13 protein-coding genes are annotated in these 20,148 nt (G+C 54.2%); 11 read left to right on the top strand and 2 right to left on the bottom strand.

Annotated features, from left to right (window positions below):
* Nucleotides 1–157 precede the first annotated feature (157 nt).
* The 9 genes from QWI16_RS13800 to QWI16_RS13760 all read left to right on the top strand — a co-directional run bounded on the left by QWI16_RS13800 (nucleotide 158) and on the right by QWI16_RS13760 (nucleotide 13,935).
* On the top strand, nucleotides 158–3,283 hold the full coding sequence (locus QWI16_RS13800) for a CRTAC1 family protein (RefSeq protein WP_302714019.1): 3,126 nt from the start codon (nucleotides 158–160) through the stop codon (nucleotides 3,281–3,283).
* Nucleotides 3,284–3,289: 6 nt separating this feature from the next.
* Nucleotides 3,290–5,578 carry a thioredoxin domain-containing protein gene (locus QWI16_RS13795; protein WP_302714018.1) on the top strand — a complete coding sequence of 763 codons (2,289 nt, stop codon included), beginning with the start codon at nucleotides 3,290–3,292 and terminating at the stop codon, nucleotides 5,576–5,578.
* Between the two features lie 157 nt (nucleotides 5,579–5,735).
* Nucleotides 5,736–6,203, top strand: coding sequence for a hypothetical protein (locus QWI16_RS13790; RefSeq protein WP_302714017.1), 468 nt, complete (start codon nucleotides 5,736–5,738; stop codon nucleotides 6,201–6,203).
* On the top strand, nucleotides 6,200–7,399 hold the full coding sequence (locus tag QWI16_RS13785; RefSeq protein WP_302714016.1) for a hypothetical protein: 1,200 nt from the start codon (nucleotides 6,200–6,202) through the stop codon (nucleotides 7,397–7,399). Before QWI16_RS13790 ends, QWI16_RS13785 begins: the two co-directional genes overlap by 4 nt.
* A gap of 266 nt (nucleotides 7,400–7,665) precedes the next feature.
* On the top strand, nucleotides 7,666–8,382 hold the full coding sequence (locus QWI16_RS13780; protein WP_302714015.1) for a glycosyltransferase family 2 protein: 717 nt from the start codon (nucleotides 7,666–7,668) through the stop codon (nucleotides 8,380–8,382).
* Nucleotides 8,379–8,783 (top strand): DUF2304 domain-containing protein, encoded by a 405-nt coding sequence (locus QWI16_RS13775; protein ID WP_302714014.1) that lies wholly within the window; start codon nucleotides 8,379–8,381, stop codon nucleotides 8,781–8,783. Before QWI16_RS13780 ends, QWI16_RS13775 begins: the two co-directional genes overlap by 4 nt.
* The gene (locus QWI16_RS13770) at nucleotides 8,780–11,236 is read left to right on the top strand and encodes a hypothetical protein (protein WP_302714013.1); all 2,457 of its coding nucleotides are present in this window, start codon (nucleotides 8,780–8,782) and stop codon (nucleotides 11,234–11,236) included. The genes QWI16_RS13775 and QWI16_RS13770 overlap by 4 nt, the downstream gene beginning before the upstream one ends.
* Before the next feature lie 95 nt (nucleotides 11,237–11,331).
* The gene (locus QWI16_RS13765) at nucleotides 11,332–12,741 is read left to right on the top strand and encodes an FG-GAP repeat domain-containing protein (RefSeq protein WP_302714012.1); all 1,410 of its coding nucleotides are present in this window, start codon (nucleotides 11,332–11,334) and stop codon (nucleotides 12,739–12,741) included.
* A 138-nt stretch (nucleotides 12,742–12,879) separates the two neighbouring features.
* Complete coding sequence (locus QWI16_RS13760; RefSeq protein WP_302714011.1) at nucleotides 12,880–13,935, top strand: glycosyltransferase family 4 protein; 1,056 nt, start codon at nucleotides 12,880–12,882, stop codon at nucleotides 13,933–13,935.
* Here the strand turns inward: QWI16_RS13760 and QWI16_RS13755 are convergent.
* Nucleotides 13,836–14,936 carry a glycosyltransferase family 4 protein gene (locus tag QWI16_RS13755; RefSeq protein ID WP_302714010.1) on the bottom strand — a complete coding sequence of 367 codons (1,101 nt, stop codon included), beginning with the start codon at nucleotides 14,934–14,936 and terminating at the stop codon, nucleotides 13,836–13,838. The two genes, QWI16_RS13760 and QWI16_RS13755, sit on opposite strands and share 100 nt — an antisense overlap.
* Nucleotides 14,937–15,292: 356 nt before the next feature.
* Nucleotides 15,293–17,443: a hypothetical protein gene (locus tag QWI16_RS13750; RefSeq protein ID WP_302714009.1), complete on the bottom strand. Its 2,151-nt coding sequence runs from the start codon at nucleotides 17,441–17,443 to the stop codon at nucleotides 15,293–15,295.
* Between the two features lie 320 nt (nucleotides 17,444–17,763).
* Between QWI16_RS13750 and QWI16_RS13745 the strand changes: the two genes are divergently transcribed.
* Both QWI16_RS13745 and QWI16_RS13740 read left to right on the top strand, forming a co-directional pair.
* Nucleotides 17,764–18,657: a glycosyltransferase family 2 protein gene (locus tag QWI16_RS13745; RefSeq protein ID WP_302714008.1), complete on the top strand. Its 894-nt coding sequence runs from the start codon at nucleotides 17,764–17,766 to the stop codon at nucleotides 18,655–18,657.
* A 273-nt stretch (nucleotides 18,658–18,930) separates the two neighbouring features.
* Entirely contained in the window at nucleotides 18,931–20,145 is a 1,215-nt protein-coding gene (locus QWI16_RS13740) for a hypothetical protein (RefSeq protein WP_302714007.1), read from the top strand.
* Nucleotides 20,146–20,148 lie beyond the last annotated feature (3 nt).

Genomic DNA, 20,148 nt, shown 5'->3' with positions numbered 1-20,148 from the left:
TTTTACTCTTTGGGAATCCTTCATAATACCTGGCACACCAAAACCCGGAGCTCTTATTTTCCGCTCCCGGGCAAAACAAAATAGCAACACCAAACATAATTTATGGGGGTCAAGCAGCAAGTCTGGGCTCCCCGGCTACCCTGGAGCGGCCCACTCAATGATGACGATCAGCAAGACAGCCATTTTCTCTTGTGCCCTACTCTGTTCGGCCTACAGCCTTGCCGAGACAAGCTCGCAACCTGAAGACTCCATTGCGGACATCGTCAATCAGATCAAACTCCTCGAGAAGGAGAGAGACCCGAAATGTTATGCCACGGCCTCCAGGCTAGAAGACTTTATGTTCGGCACGCCCCTCTCAAACGAGGCGCGTTTTAGTAAAAACCTGCTGCAAAAGCAGTTTGCCCAGTCTATTTGGGAGCTGGCCAGCGAGAAGGCGAGAGAAAATGGGCAGAGTGCCGTCACTTTAGAAACATTAAACCAAGCACTGGCCAGCTCTATTGCCTACAAGCGCGGCAAGAACGACCACTGGGAGGTCACCTATCCCGAGGGTCAGCAAGTCAATATCAACAAAGTGGATAAGCGGCAGTACTCGACCATTGCCTATGCCTTGCGGGCTATATTGGCGGTGCAGCAGGAGTCGCTGTTTGACGCCGATTCCACACTGCTCCCCATCGACCAGGAGGTGATTAGCCAGTTAAAAGAAGCTTTAGACCTGCACAGCTTGGCCGTTTTAAAAATAGCCGACGAAAAAGCCAGAAGAAATGACGACCACGAAGTTACCGTGGACAACCTGGTCTCCGTTTGGACAGAGCTGTTGGGAGATCAGGCCTTAGTGCAAGCAAGCAAAGCCTCCAGCGGCAGCGCTGCGCCCCAAGCGGCCGACCTTTCTCTGGTCAAACGAATCATCGAACAAAAAGTCGCTTCGTACGAAGTGTATAACAACATATCAGAGCAACTGTTCGTCAGGAACCTGCAGGTCTATTTTGCCCGGGTCAGCTGGCCGAAGGACCCCGAAGAAGCAAAGAACTTCCAGAACCTCTACATTGAAACCCTGGTTCAGTTTGCGCGAGATTTCTACCTGGAATCCGAAAAAATTGCGCTTTCCAGAGGACACTCAACCATCCGGGAAAGCGATGTCCAATCGTTGGTGGATGTGTTTATCCCCCATCAAATCAATGAATACGAAGACGCGCTGTTCTTCCCCAAGCTCGGTCACAAAGACCAGGTAGCCATCGAATCCTACGATATGGACTCCTTCCGCGACAGCGGGCTGCACTGGCGTTACCTGGAATTTGCGCTGAACGCTCCAGATTTTAACGCAAAGCTGCAGCCGGACCCTTTCGCGCTGGAGCTTATTGTAGAGAATATCGCTCAGTTTGGCGTTTTATCACTAAGAACGGCAGGCAACATCGCAAAATCGAAGGATCAGGAGAGAATTTCGTCCGAGGTATTTATTGCCGGGCTAAAATCCATTCAGGACAGAGTGGATCGTCACGCGGCCATTAAAAATGTCGACACCAAAGAAAACACCATTGTCTCTTCTGGGGCCGACTCCTCTCCCACATCCGACACACAATTCTTTACCGATGCCTCTTCGGCGGTCGGCATTGACTTTATGCACCGCACTTCGGATTGGCTCAATCGTCAGCTGCGCAGCTATCTGGATAAAGGCCAGGGCGTCGGCGTGATTACCATTCCCCCCGCCTTTGGTGGGGGCGGCGTTGCTGCCGAGGACATCAACAACGATGGCTATGACGACATACTGATTCTCGGGGGCTTGGGCAACAAGCTCTACCTGAACCAAAACGGCGAGAAATTTGTCGACATCACCAAGGCCGCCGGCCTGGAGTGGAAGCGCGAGCCCGACAACACACCTGGGGAGCCTCGCCAACCCATTATCGCCGACCTGGACAACGACGGCCTACAGGATATTGTGATCACCTACGTGGAGGACGCACACCGGGTCTACAAGAACTTGGGCGATGGAAAGTTTGAAGACGTTACCGACATCGCTAACTTAGGCGGAGAGAACCTAGTCGGCGGACCCGCAACGGCTGCCGATTTTGACAATGACGGGCTGCTGGACATCTACATCACCTATTTCGGCCACTATACAAAAGGTGTGCTACCCACACTTAAAAGAAGAAACGACAACGGGCTCCCCAACCAGCTCTTTAAAAACATGGGCGGATTCAAGTTTAAAAACGTTACCGAGGGAAGCGGCACGGCAAACACCGGCTGGGGACAAGCCGCGGCGCACACAGACCTTGATGGCGACGGCCTACAGGACTTAATTGTCGGCAATGACTTTGGCGTAAACGCCTACCTGAAGAACATGGGCAACAACCAGTTCAAAGACATCTCAAAAGAATTGGGCACTGACAAACCGTCCTACACAATGAACATTGGCATTGCGGACCTGAACCAGGACTTGCAGCCTGACATATACATCTCAAACATCGTCACCATGAACAAAGACGAAAAGTATGTCTTACCCAACGAAGACACCACAATGAAGTTCAATGCCGAGAAGTTGGCGAACATGAGAGTGGTAGAAGCCAACGATCTCTTCCTATCCAAATTAGGCAACACGCTCTCTTACGAGCTGAGCGATGCTGTGGGCAGAGGCTATTCGTCGACTGGCTGGTCATGGGACGCAGACTTTTTTGACTTCGATAACGATGGCGACAACGACCTGTATGTCACCAACGGCATGAATGAGTTTAACATCTACAGTAGCGAGAACCCCTACTATACCGACCCTCACTCCAATGAGGCGAAAAAAATCTATATGCCTGTGGCGACAAAAGAGTCGAACGTATTTTTTGTCAACCAAAACGGCAAGCTTAACAATCGCTCCAAAGAGTCCGGGATGGACTTGGTCGGCAACTCGAGAAGCGCCGCATACCTAGACTTTGACAATGATGGCGACCTTGACGTCATCCTCAACAACTACCATGAAAAGGCCTACTTTTACAAAAACGAACTGGATGCCTCAGGCAGCAGTTCAAACTGGGTGAAGATCAAGCTTATCGGAAACCCGAGCAAAGGTGTTTCAAGGGATGCCATTGGTGCGCGGATTATCCTTCACACCTCCGGCGGGCAAAAAATTTGGCGTGAAGTCCACAGCACTATTGGCTATATGTCTGTACACCCGAAAGAGCAGCATATTGGCCTGGGCGACCAGAAAATCAACTCCATAGAAATCACCTGGCCCAATGGTGAAAAAACATCTATGGACACGTTGGCATTAAATCGCTCTCATGTGGTTGAACAGCAGTAATTCAATGTGCTCAAGATTAGAACCATAACATACGCTGGATTAACAGCCATTCTCATCTGTCTCAGCCTTTCACCGAAGGCTGAGACAGAGTTCTATCAGCCGCCAAATTTACCTGAACGGGAAAAGCCTGAATTTGATGAATGGCTGAAGTCCGCGCAAAAGAAGCACGAAGACGGAGTCTTCTCCGACGCAAAAGGAAGGCACTTAAACGCTCTGGTGGAAAGCACCTCCCCTTACTTGCGCCAACACGCGAAAAACCCCGTCAATTGGAAACCGTGGCGCAATCAGTATTTAGCGCAGGCACGGTCGGACAACAAACTCATCTTCCTGTCTATTGGCTACTCCACCTGCCACTGGTGCCATACGATGGCCAAGGAAAGCTTTTCGGATGCAGAGGTGGCCAAGGCAATCAATAGCACATATGTCGCCATAAAAGTCGATAGAGAAGAATTGCCGCAGATCGATCGCCACTACGCCGCCTTGCTGGAAGCCGCAACAGGTTCCGCCGGCTGGCCGATTACGGCCATTATCAATGGCGATGGCCTGCCCATATTTATAGACTCCTACCTTTCAAAAGCAAAACTCATTACCCTGCTAGAGCGGGTGGCGGGCACCTGGGACACGAATCCGGATTTTTTGATCGCCTCAGCTAAAACGCTTTCTGGCTTGATCGCCACTACTGAAAGCAAAAATGACGGCCAAGCCACTATTGACACGAATGAGCTTTTAGAAACTTCCAAGCAGAAAATTATCGCGGCATTGGACGTTGAATTTGGCGGACTGAATGGGCAGGTCAAATTCCCTCAGGAATCGCTGTTGCTCTACTTGCTCGACGAATTAAGAAGAACTGAAGACCACAATCTGAAAAAGCTCGTGTCGATACAGCTTGATAACATGATGAACGGCGGAATCCGGGACCATGTTGACGGCGGCTTTCATCGATACTCGACGGACAAAGAGTGGATAATCCCCCACTACGAAAAAATGCTGTACAACCAGGCACTGATGGCTCAGGTGTACCTGGAAGCCTGGCAGGTTTTTTATAATGACAACTACCGGCTCATTGCTCAGGAAACGCTTGATTTTGCCATTGAGCGACTCTACCAGCCAGACCATGGTTTTTACTCGGCCTTGGACGCCGACTTTAACGGTGAAGAGGGCGGATTTTATTTATGGTCAGAGACTGACCTGGAGGACTTCTTAAGCATTCCCGGCATCACGTCCTACACCTTTTCCGGCGATAAAGGTTATGACGGTAAGCTTGGCATCTTGACCGACACACACTTGCGCAGCGAGACAATGACAGAGGCGTTGAGCACACTGTCTAAACAACGACATAATCGCGGAGAGTTGCACAGAGACGACAAAGTCATCACGAGCTGGAATGGGTTAATGGTTTACTCTCTGGCCATGGCATCACACGCATTTGATGAACGCAAATATCTAACTATCGCCGAAAAAGTTGCAGGGGACATCTGGCAATCCCGATTTGATCGAAAAACAGGAAAATTGTTTAGAACTTCAGACAGGAGCCAAGAGCTTTTCAGCCTCGAAGACTACGCCTATCTTAGCCGAGGCTTTATCGGGCTTTATGACATCACACAAAACCCAGAGTGGCTGGATCGAGCAGAAGCGCTTTATCAAGCAGCCACCACTCAGTTTTCTTCCTTTCAACATCAAACTACCACTGAGCCAGGACCAAGCATCTCTTCCAGCTTGGCCGACGGAGAGCTCATTTCCCCAAAAATCGCACTTCAGGCGGTCGAGCTCTCGCTCAAAAATCGAACTTTCGATGCGAAAGCATTTACACCAGACCCTGAGCACGTAAATTTTATTAAAACCCGCGCTTCAGAGTCAGCCATTAATCAGTTTTCATCGTTGCTTTACCTAAACAACGAAGCGGCCGGAAGCGCAGGGAATACTCGATATTTTGCAAACGGCGTCGGCCACTTCCACATTGTTTGTAAAAAGCGGCTAGCGCAAGTCTGTTCCGCTATTGAAATTCAGTTTAGCCTCAAAGAGGGCTGGCACATAAACTCCAACACCCCGCTGCAAGACTACCTGAAGCCGACGAGCATTGAATCCGACACACCACTCGATGTTCAATACCCAGAACAGCAAGTGATCAGGCTGGGCTTTCAGGACGAGCCTTTAGGCTTATTTGAGGGCGAGTTCGTTATCCAGGTTTCAAAAATATCAAGAGAGCTCGTGAACAGAGCGCAGATCCGTCTACCGCTGCAGGCCTGCAATGATGAAATATGCTTGCTGCCGGAAGATAAGGTTATTGTATTCTAACAATCAACGACTGAAGGTTAATTCGCTCGCAAGCATCGTCGAAGTCGCAGTCACTTTTTGTGCCGTTAACACCTGAGGCACATCTTGAAATCAACCAGCGTGGCGCTTAAACTCCCATCCTCTGCCCCGATAAAATAATGCGATACTGGTGAAACGGATGTTCTTATCAAACAAACGGCTTGGCTGGGGCCTAGCCGCCATTGCCTTGCTGTCAGCCCTACTGGTCACGCCTCTGTTACTCTCCGGCCCAGATAACGATAAGCAGCCAGAAGCCGAGACCGCCTCCCTCCAGGCGGGATGGACCGCATGGCTCGACCCCGAGACGGGTGAGCTGTCAAAGGAAAAGCCTCCAGAGGGTGTAGTCCTTCGGCTGAACGACCAAACCATGCGCCAGTTCAGCACTTCCGACGAGGACATTATTCCTGAGACCAGACAGGACGGCATGACGGCCATTAATCTGCAGGGACGATTCCGCCAGGGCAGCGCAGCGACCATTAGCGGTGACGGGACAGTAAGCATTCATCGAATCGGTGACGAGATGTTTATGGGCCCCGATGGACCAGACATCAGCCGCCGCCTGCATGAACAGAGCAGCGATGATAAGAGTGAGGCGAAGACCCCATGACCCGTCCGCACCTCATCCTGACCCTGGCTTGTCTCTTCTGCGTCAGCAGCGCCATGGCTGATTCCGTATTCTCCCCTGTGTACCTCGACGGCGCTCTTGAAGGGTTTAACTCCAACGATGCTCCGCATGCCGCCTCTACCGCCGATGGTAATCCGGGAACCACTTTAGGTGAGCAGCGGCGCTGGGCGTTCGAGCGCGCACTGGAGTATTGGGAGCTCAGGCTCGACAGTAACGTCGTTATTGAAGTGGCTGCAGAAATGAATGATCTTTCCTGCAGTTTCAGCGGTGCGGTATTAGGATCGGCAGGCCCAGACTGGGCCTATGCCGATTGGGTGCCCAGCGCGGGCGGCAGCTCTCCAGCGTTTGCCAACACTGTGTACCCTTCAGCGCTGGCAAACCGCCTTGCCAATCGAGACCTGGATGTGGACTACCCGGATATCGGCGCTACGTTTAATAAACAAATTGACGAAAGCGATGGCTGCCTTTTTCAAACCTCATGGTATTACGCCTTGGGCGAGGCTCCTTCAGGGACCATCAGCTTTTTCGCCACCGCGCTGCATGAAATCGGCCACGGCATTGGCTTCCTGACCTTTGTTGACAAGGCCAGCGGCTCCAGGCTGTGGGAAATGGACGATATTTACATGAAGTTCCTGCTGGACCACAGCACAGGCAAACTCTGGCCCGATATGACGGACTCCGAGCGAGCGGCATCGGCAACCGACCCCAGCGATCTGCACTGGGTTGGCCCTAATGTTATGGCGGCACTTGGCCCGCTCACGGGTGGTGTTTCTGACGGCCACGCTCATATGTACGCGCCGGAGACCCTGGAAGGGGGGTCATCGGTTTCCCACTGGGACACCGCTATTGAGGACAGTAACGGCAATCACGAGCTGATGGAACCGAGCGCCACAGGCTCTGAGAAGCTTTTAATCACGGGTGAGTTGCTGCAGGATATCGGCTGGAACGACGTACCGGCGAATGACTGCAACTTCGCCTCATACCGCTTGACGCTCTCTTCACTGTACAGCGGCACTAACGAGCACAATGCCTGCGTAAGCGTGACCTACGATGGCGCACTGATCTACGAAGGCGATACTACTGCAACCGCCGGCCGGGAAGTTGTGCTGAAAAACGGGTTCACGGTGGAGCAAGGCGCCACCTTCCGGGTACAAACCGACCCGAATATCGGCTTGTAAACTGAGCCGGCCCTTAGAGGCCGGCGCCCAATAGCGCCCAAGAAAGTTGGCATACACAATCCTCACCCCCCCCCTCAGCAGCTGGTTTTAACACAGACGTCGCGGCACCGCTTTAACGCTTCCCCGAACACTCATGGCGCAAATTTAGACATGCGGGCAAAGCCGCATTAAATTAAGGCTGGAAATCAAACGCCCACCATAGAATCTGATCGTCGCCTCGCCTATACTCGCCGGTTTAAGCAGCGCACTCTGAAAAAGGATATTACGTGACAGCACGAGCCAGTGTTTCGCCCAGAGTCGGCGTTGTCATCCCCGCACTGAACGAGGCGGCATCCATCGGCTCGGTGATCTGTACCCTGCGTTCACGGTATCACTATCCCGTGGTAGTGGTCGACGACAACAGCGAAGACGACACTGCGACCATAGCGCTAAAAGCAGGCGCCCAAGTGCTACCTTTGGCCGCCAGACTGGGGGCGTGGGGCGCGACGCAAACAGGTATCCGCTACTTACTGCAACAAGGCTACGACGTAGTCGTAACCCTGGACGGCGATGGCCAGCACGAGCCAGGCTCGCTACACCTCCTGCTCGAGCCTGTCATAAATGGCGCAACAGATGTCGCAATTGGCACCTGCCCAGAGCGAATGTCTCGCCTACGCCTGATCGCCTGGATGATGATGAAAACCACCTCGGGTTTGCGGCTTGAGGACATTACCTCTGGCTTCAGGGTATATAACCAGCGGGCGATGATAGAACTGGCTGACGCCCGTGCCACCCTGCTGGACTATCAGGATGTCGGTGTGCTTCTGCGCCTGCAAAGTGCCGGGTTGAGGTTGCTGGATATACCGGTGCAAATGCGTGTTCGCAGCGAGGGGGCCTCACGGGTTTTCCACTCTTGGCTAGTGGTTGGGCGTTACTTGCTGCAAACTCTGATACTGGGCCTCTCCAAACGCCTATTGGGAGCGCCTACGGGGAGCAAATCATGATTTTCTGGATAAGCGCCGTTGTCGGATTGCTGGTGGCCGCTACCATTCTGTTCCTTATACGTCGGGATAAACTCCATGTGCGCCATGGCGTTTTCTGGTTGCTCCTGGCCTTTGCCTTTGCCGGGCTGGGATTTGCCCCCACGCTGGTGGACTGGCTCGCAAGGGTCTTGGGCGTCGGCTATCCACCAGTGCTTGCCATAGTCGCGATTATCGCCGTCTTGGTGATCAAAATACTTATGATGGATATAGACCAGGCGCACCAGGAGGTTCAATTGCAGCGGCTGATTCAGCGGGTAGCCATGCTGGAAGGCAGCCTTCAGCAACGCACTCGCATTGACCAACAACGCGCCCAGAGCGAGCATATGCGCGTAAACAACGACGACAACCACTCGGCGCCATGAGCACCGCGGTATTCTTAATCGCCCTGCTGCTCCCTTGGCTAGCGGGCGCTGCGGCGCTGCGACCATTGCGCGAACGTCTTGGCTTCACCCTTACCGGATGGCTGGGTTATGGCTATTTTCTCGGCGCAGCCCTCATAACCGCGAGCGCCCTACTCGCTTCGCTTATTCCCTGGCTGGCCACCACCCCAGGGCTCATTCTGTTTTTGGCGGCCACAACCTTAATAACCTACCTTGGCGCAGCCTGGTTTGCCCCGCAACTGCCCTGCTCTGAGCCGCTCCACTTGCCTCAGACTTCCAGAGGCGAGCGCTGGGTAGCCTGCCTGCTTGTGGTATTGATTGCCCTGCATCTGGTTTTTGCCGCCTTCGAGCTGTACTGGCGCCCCGTGTATCCCTGGGACGCTTGGCAAACCTGGCTTTACACGGCTAAAGCGTGGTACTTCAACGGCAGCCCGATAGACATGCTGCCGCCTAACCAGTGGGCCACGCTCCCCAACGATGGCATCTATACCGTGCAAGGAGACCACTACCCCTGGCTGCCGCCTGCGCAATCATGGTGGCTCGCCAGTATTCTGGGGGCGTGGCAGGAAAGCCGGGTGCTATGGCCAGCGCTGGCGGCAGCCTTGGCCCTGGGCCTAGCTCTGTGGGGACAAGTCGTAGCCGTCACTCGCCTGCGTCTGGCCGGCCCCTTAGCCGCCTTCCTACTGCTCTCGTTGCCGCTTCTCAACACTCACACCGCTATAGCCGGCTATGCCGACCTGTGGCTGATGGGCTTTAGCGGGCTGGGGCTCGTTGCTCTTGCTCGGGGCTTGCTGCAGTCACATCAAGGACAGCTATGGGGCGGGGTGGTAATGCTGGCACTGGGCCTACTGGTCAAGCACGACGCGATTATCTGGTTAATCTGCGGCGTTTTGCTCGTTGGTCTGCTCAGAATTCAAGGCACCAAGACCAAGATCTTGACACTGTGTGGGGCTGTAATTGTGGGACTTCTCTCACTCAGCCTCTCACCCATAGACCTGAAGCTCAATGGGGAGTTTGCTTCCTATGGCGAAATTTTATGGCTCCTAGAAAGCTGGCACCTCCTTTGGTACCTGCTCCCAGGGGTCTTGCTGCTCACCTTTCTGTCAGGCTCAAATGCGCGCAAAACGGCGAAAATACTCGGGTTAATAATCACCGTTTTATTATCTAGTCAGATACTGCTGTTCGGCGCTACCAGCGCGGGCAGTTGGATTATTACCGCCGCTAGCCGACTATTACTGCAGGTCTCGCCTCTATTTATCTTCGCCTTAGTCTGCCTTGCAGCCTCAATCGTCGGACAGGAGAAAACCCGACTCGGATGGCGTTGCCCTGCGGCCGTTGTGGCTGGCTCACTGTGCCTTCTGCTTGCGCTGGGCGGGTGGATGTTATCCAGCGCAAACATAACCACCGGTCCGGCACCAACTCTGGAGTTCAAAGCGCAGCAATTGCGGGTAGTATACGGCCCCATGCGTTCAGCAGGCTCACAGCTTAGGTTGCCGCCGGCGACCGAAGGTCGCGCCATTGTAAGCACGGGTCCGGTAGACTTTGACGCTGCGAAGTTTGATATTCTTACCTTAGACATAGAGGTTGAGGGTAAAGAACAAAGTGCACAGACTTTTTTTTGGCGCACTGCAGCCAACCCTTCTAAGCCATTTGTCCAGGATTTTTCGATAAACTCCGGACAGATCGTCCTCAGTGAACTCAGTGACTGGCAAGGTAAAATAGTAGAGGCAGGGTTGATACTTTACCCTGCCGCCAATCATACCGTAACCCTGCACGAGCTGACCTTTGAGGCGTCTACCCCAATGACGCTGCTTTACCTCAGTGCCTCAGACTGGGTTACGCCCAACTTCTGGACCCAAGCCTCCGCCCACCGCACTCAGTTAAGCTCGAAACAAAGCTTGCCGGCTCTTCCTCTGCTGGTAGGATTATGGGTTCTGTTATGCTGGGCTGCCCTAAGACTTTTTACAGGCGCCACACCGCTACGGTCAATGCTCGGCGTGGCGATGTTTGCATGGCTAGTACTGGATGCACGATGGATTCACAACAGTTACCATCAAGCCCGGGCTACCCAGGCCCACTATACCAACACCGCCGAACCCGATGCCCTGGACATAGGCGATGACGTCGCCCTATTCGAGATGGCGCGTCAAATTCGCGAGACACTCGGTCAGGAGCCTCGTCATATACTGATAGTTACACCAAAGCGAGACGACTACGACCGCTTTGCTTCACGTCGCATCAAATACACACTGCTTCCCCACGCCGTACACATCCAAAAAGGCCAGGTGTCAACACACCAAATTAAATCGATGGACGCCGCAATCTGGCTGTCTGGCAAAGAGACCAGCATACACAATAGATGCCCTCCACCACTGGAGCGCACCAAACCCTCCGTCCTGAGTTCGCGTGGCATATTGTGTACCGTCCAGCATTAAAAGTGCACTTTTCGGTGGCAAAAAGAGGCCGAGTCATTCACCTTAAGTTTTGATGGAGTTTGCCTACAGCTTTAGGTCTATGGAGTATCAAGCAAATGAATAAAAAAAATTTTACAGTCATCACGGCTATCATTTGTGCGTCACTATTAAGTGGGTTGATACTCGCGAGCAGTAAAAACAACAAACCAACCAATCTAGCACCAATGGCACCACCTCATTTGCAACCTAAGGTCACCGTGGTGGAATCAACGCCGGCGCGAAGAGCAATTGCTTCGGTATCGAAGCCAGAAGGCTCTCCCTGGTGTCACCATCAGCCAACGTACTGGCTAACAGGACACGACAACAACCCCGAAACACCTTGGTGCCAGCGCGAGGATGGAACCTGGACGCAACCCGGCATTGCCGAACTTGATACTATTGATAAGCCCCACGAAACCTTGGGCCGCGAATACATTGACCGACACGGTTGCGCATCCATTGATTTCAACGCCGACGGCAGAGCAGACCTTGTTTGCGTTATCGGTGCTGGAAAAGGTCAAGGACAGGGTTTTAATGAAGTCTACCTCACGAACGCAGACGGTAGTTTATATAAAATAAAGCAAGACCATGGCTTACAGAAATACCCCAGTATGCGGTCACGATACTTAACCGCACTGGACGCCGCTGACGGGGGGCAGTTGTTATTTATCTCTACACAAGGTGCTCCACGCGGTGACGGAAAACCCAATGCGCATCGTTTATTCCGGCTTGGCTCTGTGAGCGATGGCGGTAAGGCCAGACCCTATTTTCATGAAGTAAATCCCAATGGTCCGTGGGTAGAGGAGTTTAGAGTCAGTTTTGTTTTGGCCACCGACCTCGACCATAACGGTATCACCGACCTTATCGTAGGAGATAAAGATGGCCCAACTCGATTTTTTCTGCAATCCGAAGACTTGAGCTGGCGAGCCATTAATTTAGATAAAGTCAGTGGCTTGCACTCCAAGTGGGCGAACGCGCGATTGGCCGATGTATCTGGCGACGGCACAAAAGATCTGATTACCGTCGGCCCATCCAGACCAGGACGAACGATAGAACCCTACCTTCGTATCTATTTGGGTAATCCTGACCTTCCCGAACTATTTAATTTTGAAACGCCAATATTCGAGTACTATACCCCCTACGAAGCTGTTGACGTATCAGTAGTGGACGCCGACAAAAACGGTTTTTTAGACTTGTATCTTGTACAAAATAATCATTCACAAGGAACATATTGTGGCCCCAGGTTTGTGGCTTCAGATTGGTGGGAGGGCGGTCCTCATCCCCCATCTGATTTCGTTCCCCCTATCGACTCGGCTCAAGACATTCTGCTCATAGGCAACAAGAAGGCGCCTTACTTCACCCCGTTTCGGCTTGAGCACACCCTGCCAGGATGTGGCGGCTTAATCGATAGATGGAGCGATCATTCGCTGATTCTCGCAAAAGGCAACTTCACTCAGCCCGGTTACAATCTATTGCTCGAGTGGTAGAAAATTCGTATTAATACAACAGGGATTGAGTCATTGATCACAAAGAATCAACCCAGAATAAGGATTGCCGTCGATTGCAGCCTGCTTTCTGTAAGCAACAGTGGCCTAGGTCGCTATTTATGTGCTCTGCTGCCGCGCATGATGGCCCTGGCTAGCAGCGATATCGACTGGTATTTATACGCGCGCTCTGATGCCTCATGCAGGGAGCTGCCGTCCGCTAAGCGCCTGCGCCAAGATCATCTGCACGAGCATATCGGCCGGGTTCTCGCACCCGTTCTTTCACTCCCTATATGGTCCTGGCGCGATAAGCCCGATGTCTTTTGGGCCCCCGCCCACCGACTGCCATTGTGGCTGCCGCCGACCACTGCCGGGGTGGTCACCATCCATGACCTCGCCTGGAATCGGGTGCCCGAGACGCTGCGTCGCACTACCCGCTTATTGGACCGCAGCTTGATGGCACACTCTGTCATGTCCGCCGAGCGCGTGATCGCCGTATCACATGCAACCGCTGCCGATGTTGCCGAGCGCTGGCCGGCTGCCGGGAAGCGGACTTGCGTGATTCATAACGCGGCTGAGAGCCTGCCCCCACCAGTGCCTCTGACTAGCGTCGCGCCAGGCCTGCAAGAGCGGGGGTATTTATTGTTTGTGGGGACGCCAGAGCCGCGCAAGAACCTGCCGCGGCTGCTTGAGGCTTACGCCATGGCCAGTCGAATGCAACCCGAATTCCCGCCACTGGTCATTGCGGGCGGCAATGGCTGGGGAGGAGAAAACTTAAAAGCATTGATCGCACAGCGGCAGCTGGCCGGCCGTGTCCATCTGCTGGGGCCGGTCACAGACCCTAGGCTGGCCGCTCTATACGCGAATGCCCTGTGCCTGGTGATGCCTTCGCTATACGAAGGTTTTGGCCTGCCGATTGTTGAAGCCCTAAGATACGGCCTGCCAGTAGTGACGTCTGACAATTCCAGCATGCCCGAGGTAGCAGGACCGGCGGGGTTACTGGTGGACTCATTGACGCCGGACTCTATTGCCAACGGCCTGCGGCGCATAGTTCAGGACCTGCCGCTGCAAGTCTCACTCGCAAAAGCTGCCGAGGCTCAGGCATCGCTTTTTTGCTGGGACAGAGCCGCCGAAGCCACCTTGTCGGTGCTCTGTGAGGCAGCCGCCGCCAGGCGAAGTACCTCGTCGCGAAATTGAGCGGCACTGTCTTGCCAACTGATGGCGAGATCAAACGCGCCTTTTTGCCTAACAGAGATACCTTTTTGCCACTGCTCCAGCACTTGCTCCAACTCTAACGCCAAGGCGTTTGGTCGGTCAGGGGCAAAGTAGCGGCAAGCATCGCCACCCACCTCACGGAACACATCAATATCTGAAGCCAACACCGGTGCGCCGTGGCACAGCCCCTCAACGATCGGCAGCCCAAAACCTTCTGCCCAGGAGGCGCACACCAAAGCATCTGCGCGCTGATAGCACGCTGCCAGCGTGCCGTCATCCGCATCGCTTAAGTGCAGCAACCTCGAGCCTTTCTGGGGATGCCCGGCCAATCGCCCCAGCATATCTTCGCTGGACCAGCCCGGCCGACCGACAATCACCAAGCTGACGTCATGTTTATCACACAGTAAGTCAAACGCATCAAGGATGACCTGATAGTTTTTACGCGGTTCTATGGTTCCTACCGCCAAGACCACAAACCCAGATAAAGGCGGCAGCGAATCAGGGCTCGAACGTGCAACAGGCCGGCGCAGCTCCGCCCCCAAGCGAAAGTTGCCTGCAGGCAAACGACAGGCGCTTGCTGGGCCAGATTCCTGGAGATACTTCTGCAGCGCGCGAGTGGTTGCGGCTGAATTAGTGATAAAAAAATCCACGCCCAGCACCATCTGCCGGAACCAGCCGGCATACCCGGCAACGGTGCTCGCCTGACACATCTGCGGAATGGTAAGAGGGAATAAATCGTGCAACATAGCACCCACCTGAATGCCGTCACGCTCACTTGCAGCAAACAGCGCCTCAAGCATGGCCGGCGAATCCCAGGTGGAGTCCACCAACACTACAATATCCCCAGGCCGGAAGCGCACGGGCTCGACGAACAGCCAACCCAAGGGCCGTGCTGCCAAGCCAAACAGCCGATAGAACGCATCCGAATTACTGCGCTCTTGCTCCGGGCTGAACTCGCTGGGGGCAGCTTTAGGTAACTCCAACTGGCTATTCGCTCCCCTACGCCGCTTACGGATGGCCGCTTTCACCGGTTCTCTTAGAGAGGAAAACAGGGGCCAGTGTGCCACCTTGCTAATCCAACGGGTGATCAAGCCGATACAGCCCGCCACTCTGTGCCCCCATGCCATAAGGGGGTGAGGGGCCTCGGTAAGCGGCTGACGTGGGCGCAAAAAACCACGCCCAGCCCAAACCAATGGCAGCAGCTGCGCCTCATCGCTAGACGCCTCTTTATGCGCATTGGCCAAGCTGCGAGCCACCCGCCGAATGCCGCTGCTGCCGCCCACTAAATAAGTGTGGGTACACTCAACAAATATCCGACGCCGATCAGGCTTAGTCGAATTCACAGCGGATACCCATGGCGTTCTAACTCAAGCCCGTAGGTATCCACCAACCAGCGGTTGAGATCGCGGCTGCGAGATTCGATCAACTCGCGCTGAGAATCACTCAAGACAACTCTGCACCTTTCAACATTCCCTTCTTGCGCAATTGCCTTAAGATTCATCCGGCGCTCCTGTGGACTCAACGCCAACCACTGTTTGCGCTGGACCTTAGAGGCATCAATGGCCTGGAGGAACTCAAACTCGGCAACCGTCAATCCTTTATTCAGGTGTTTATCCGCAATCAACTCAGCATTAACGTTGCCAATACCCATAAACCGCTCAATGTTGGCAAAAAACGCTTGCCGATCCGCAACCATATCCTCCATCAAGAACACGCCCACTTTATCCCTTCCAAGAAGATCAACAGCGAATCGCAAGTTTTTCTCAAAGTCAAAGCGGTACTCGTGCTGGGTTGCCCACCGGTGCGATCCAGCCAGCCAATCATCAAATGTAATAAAAAGACTGCCCTGAGGAATAGAGTGATGCTTGCCGTTTTGTGCACAAACACTCAACGCATGTAAATAGGCGGATGGCAAGCGCTTCAATGGGTTGCGCAGCGTAACCATTACATGCAGGTCACCCATCGTATAACGCGCCTCACGCAGCAGGGCCCGAAAAACTTCGGGCGGTTTAATAAGCAAGGTCTCCCAAGCACCTAGTATGGGTTTTTCAGCCCCTTTGGCCTCGGAATAGTCTCTAAGCACAGAGCGCACTAAATTAGTGTCAGTAGGCTCCGCACGTCGCCAGAAAATGGGGCGCAGAGCCTCGTATATCTCTGGGGTAGCACAAGATCTTTCCGCCGCCTGACCACTGGTCTTGTCCAACAAGTAGCAGATCCCCGGGTGTTGACTAAACAGCGTATTGCGAAGTGTCGTGGTGGCCGTCTTTGGCAGGCCCATATGCAGGAAAACGGGCGGTAAACCGGCGTCAGCAGAGATATCCAAAGGGCGCCTCAATAAACGCCCAAGGGCGCCTACAACCGCCTCTCCCCTTATCGCCACAACGCTGAGCAGCTGCCTTGCAGACAGCAACCAGCGCCCAAAGCCAATCTTCTGCTCTGTGACCGAAGCCGCCCGCCAACTTCTCAGGCGACTGCGCACCTCCTCGCTCGCATCCACCGATGGCGAGGCCAAGGCTTCGGGATACTCGCTGAAGTCTTCGTCAAACATCTGCCCCCCCAGGTCGGGGAACAGGCTCTTTGCTAACCTGGCGTTCCCCGCGATAAAACGCTCATAGAACGCCTTCGCCTGGGCTCGGGTGGCGGGAAAGCTCCGGCCCGAGTGCTCCTTCGCGATACTCGCCACCAGCAGTTCCCGCGAGGGGTTAGGACCGCTGAGCGGCTTTTTGGGCCACTGTCGGTTGATCTCCAGCAGCAACTGCGCACCGGCTTCGCTCAGTGATTCGTTGATTTTGCTGGGTCGTACTTTCCCTCCTTCCATGATCCCTGCACGGCCGCAAAAATCGGTGAGCAGGTCGCCCCCCGCCAAATGTTGCGGCGCGAAAATACCTGCCTGCACCGCAGCCTCACCAAACACCTCGGCCCAGTTAGCGTAAATGCGTTCATAGTCGTAGTAGTAAGGTAAGGCCCGTGATGCCAGGGGAAACACTTTTGGCGCTATCTGCCCCGATTTCAGCCTAGTGGAATAGAGGCTGATCGCCACTCTGTCCTGGCGACGGAAGTAGACCACCACCTGCACATTGTCACTCCAGCGGCCTAGTAGCCGCTTCAGTGCCTCTAGCCTGGCCGGCGCTCGCAGCCGGCTGTGAAAATGCTCCGAGGACAGTATCAGTGTATGGCGCCCAGAGCAGGACAACAACTCATTGTCGATAGCGTTTACCAGCCGTTGTCGGTAAGCATCGGCTCCTGCCTCGTCTCGGATGCCAAGGCGGGCGCCGATGTCGGTTTTCCAGGGCCGCTTTAGCACCGCGGCGACTACGCCCCACTGGCTGCCGCCATTGGCGCCCGTGAACCTCGGATAGACAATGCCCTCATCGGCCAGGGCCACTCGGTTCTTCGAGAGAAAATGCTGTATTGAGCTGGTTCCGGTCTTCTCAGTGCCGATGTGCAGTACAATCCGATCTACTCGTACTGGTTTTGCATTACTCCCCATACACCTGCCTCAGCCTCCTATTCAAGGCTCGCGATTATACTGCAGTCAAATTCGATCGGCATCCGCCAGACTCTAAGGCGTGACGCTATTCTTGCGAAGCTCCGCCAGTTCGCGGCGGGCAAAAGTACGTGCTACCATGACTCTTGGAAGCAAGACGATACGGAGGCTGCGATGCTCCCCCAAATTAAGAGCCTACCCAAAATCCCGGCACGCAGGCTTTTCCACTCTCGACACCTGCTTGAGCAAGACGCACCCAATCGCAACATGCTGAAAAAACACCCAGAGCAATCGCATCGCCCCTATGCTTGCGAGACAGGCATATGACCCCGCTCGTATCCATTGTTATGCCATCTTTTAACCAGGCGCAATTTATCGAGCAGGCCATTGTCAGTGTGCTTGAGCAGGACTACCCGCGCCTGGAGCTGATCGTGGCCGACGGCGGCTCTACAGACAACACTATAGAAATTTTGCGGCGCCTGAGGGCAAAAGATAGCCGCCTGCACTGGCTCTCAGAGCCGGATACAGGCCCTGCCAATGCCATCAATAAGGCACTTTCTCGGGTTCGTGGTACACATATTGGCTGGCTGAACTCCGATGATCTTTACACCGCCGGAGCGGTAAGGCGAGCGGTGGACGCACTGACAGGTCCCGAAAAATACGCATTGGCCTACGGACACGGTATACACGTAGATGCACTGGGGAACGAGCTGGAACTCTACCCTACCCTGCCACCAGAAACACCCTATAACCAGTTTGCCGATGGCTGCTTTATTTGCCAACCGACCCTGTTTTTTACACGTGCCGTGTATCACATGCTGGGTCCATTGGATGAGAGCATCCAGACCGCCTTTGACTTTGAATACTGGCTGCGGGCTTTCAAGGTCTTTTCAGGTCGCATAGGGTTTGTGGACGACATTCAAGCCTGCTCGCGGCTGCACGATAGTTGCATCACGATGAATATGCGCTATTGGGTCGCCCTGGAGGGCCTTCAAGTACTCCACAAGCACATGGGGGCGGCCCCAGGGCACTGGCTTCTGACTTATTTCTCGGAGCTTTTGAAAAGTGGAGCCTCTCCCCCAGGGGGTGAAACCCTACAGGAGCATGTAGAAAAAACCTTGCAACGAGCATCACTTTACCTCGAAGCCGCCGAGCTCAATAAAGTCCGGCGCTTTTTGATTGAAGACTCCCAATACGCCCCACTGAAAACGGCGTGATTTAAGCGCCAATTGTCACTTTGAGCTACCTCCAAAGAGCTCCAAACGACAATTGCCGTTTCCAAAAAGAGGTTTTCAGCGACATCAGCTCCGACGACACGCAGTTCCATGTGCCAAGGGGGAGCGGATATACCGTTTGGCACCTCCTTATATCTTATATGCTCCCGCACTCTACTTTTTGACGCCCGCTCTCTGTTAGAATAGCCGGTTGGAATTCGGGGCAACAACCCTGTTTAGAACAGGGAAACCCGGGCAAGATTACAAGGAGTCAGAATGCAGTCTCTTTCCATCATCGGGCACCCAGGGGGGCGACACGCCAGTGCGCAGCAACTCTTCGCCGAGGGTCCATTCCAGGTTCTGCGTTGCGTCGACCTGGACCATGAACACACCCTACAGGCCGCGCTAGTTAGCAGCGGTCACAGCCTGCTTGTGTACTGCCCCCCCGGACTTGCCCTTGCGAGAACCCTTGAGTTCAATATCGAGGCCGACTGCGAGCAGGCCCTACAGAACTGGAGCGGCAAAGCTCGCGACCTGCTGCGTCACTTTATGCTCAACCGTGAGCGCTGCACCCTGGTAAATGAACTGGCGCTTTTGCACGCGCCGGATAAAGTACTCACAGCCCTTTCAGACAAGACTGGCCATGCTTTGATATCTGAAGTAGCGCCGAACAACGTCCCTTTCCCCCAGCCAGTGCTCGAAGCCTTGGGCACCAGCCTTGCGTACGCCAACCAGCAAAGCAACAGTCTTTATCGCGACCTGGAAACCGTAGCAGATGTTAACAGCGACGCCGCTTTGCAGCAGTACCATGAATGCCTGCTGGAAGCGATCCTGAAAATAAACGCCAAACCCACAGAGGCGCAACGCGCAGCTGAAAAGACTACGGATGAGCAGCAAGAGGACCTCGAGGCACTTAAAGAAGAAAACGAACTCCTGCTACTGCAACTCCATCAGGTGCAAGAAGAGTTGGAGCACTATTTTTGCGAATACCAAAAGCTTTCTGAAGCACCCCAAGCAGCCTCACCAAGCAGGCCGCAAGCAGCCGGAATGTCAGTAGAGACCCTCTATGATTTGCGTAGCGAACAAATAATAGGCGAAAACTGGTATGAGGCGGAGCACGACGGACGCTGGGCCGGACCGGGCACCACCAGCACACTCATGTTACCCGCTCCAGTCCCGGGGAGGTATGAACTTATCTTTGACATTGTACACGCGCTGGACAGCCGCGTTGTCAAAGAGATGCAAGTGCTGCTCAACGACACACCACTAACCTTAAAAAAATCATTTGGCAGGCTGCCAACCAGACGCTTCCCCTGCCAAGTCCGCGCCAACATAGACACCACCGGCACCCAGCACACCTCTTGGCAATTGAGGTTGCGCTTCCCCAAAACCGTGTCGCCCGCCGACAAAGGCAGCGACGACCAACGGCAGCTGACCATACGACTGAGAAACATCCGCGTTAGGGCCTTGGCAGTGCCCCCTCAAGGTTAAAGC

This window comes from Gilvimarinus algae (assembly GCF_030518215.1).
GTDB classification, from domain to species: Bacteria; Pseudomonadota; Gammaproteobacteria; order Pseudomonadales; family Cellvibrionaceae; genus Gilvimarinus; species Gilvimarinus algae.
This window is presented reverse-complemented; position numbering and strand designations above follow the sequence as displayed.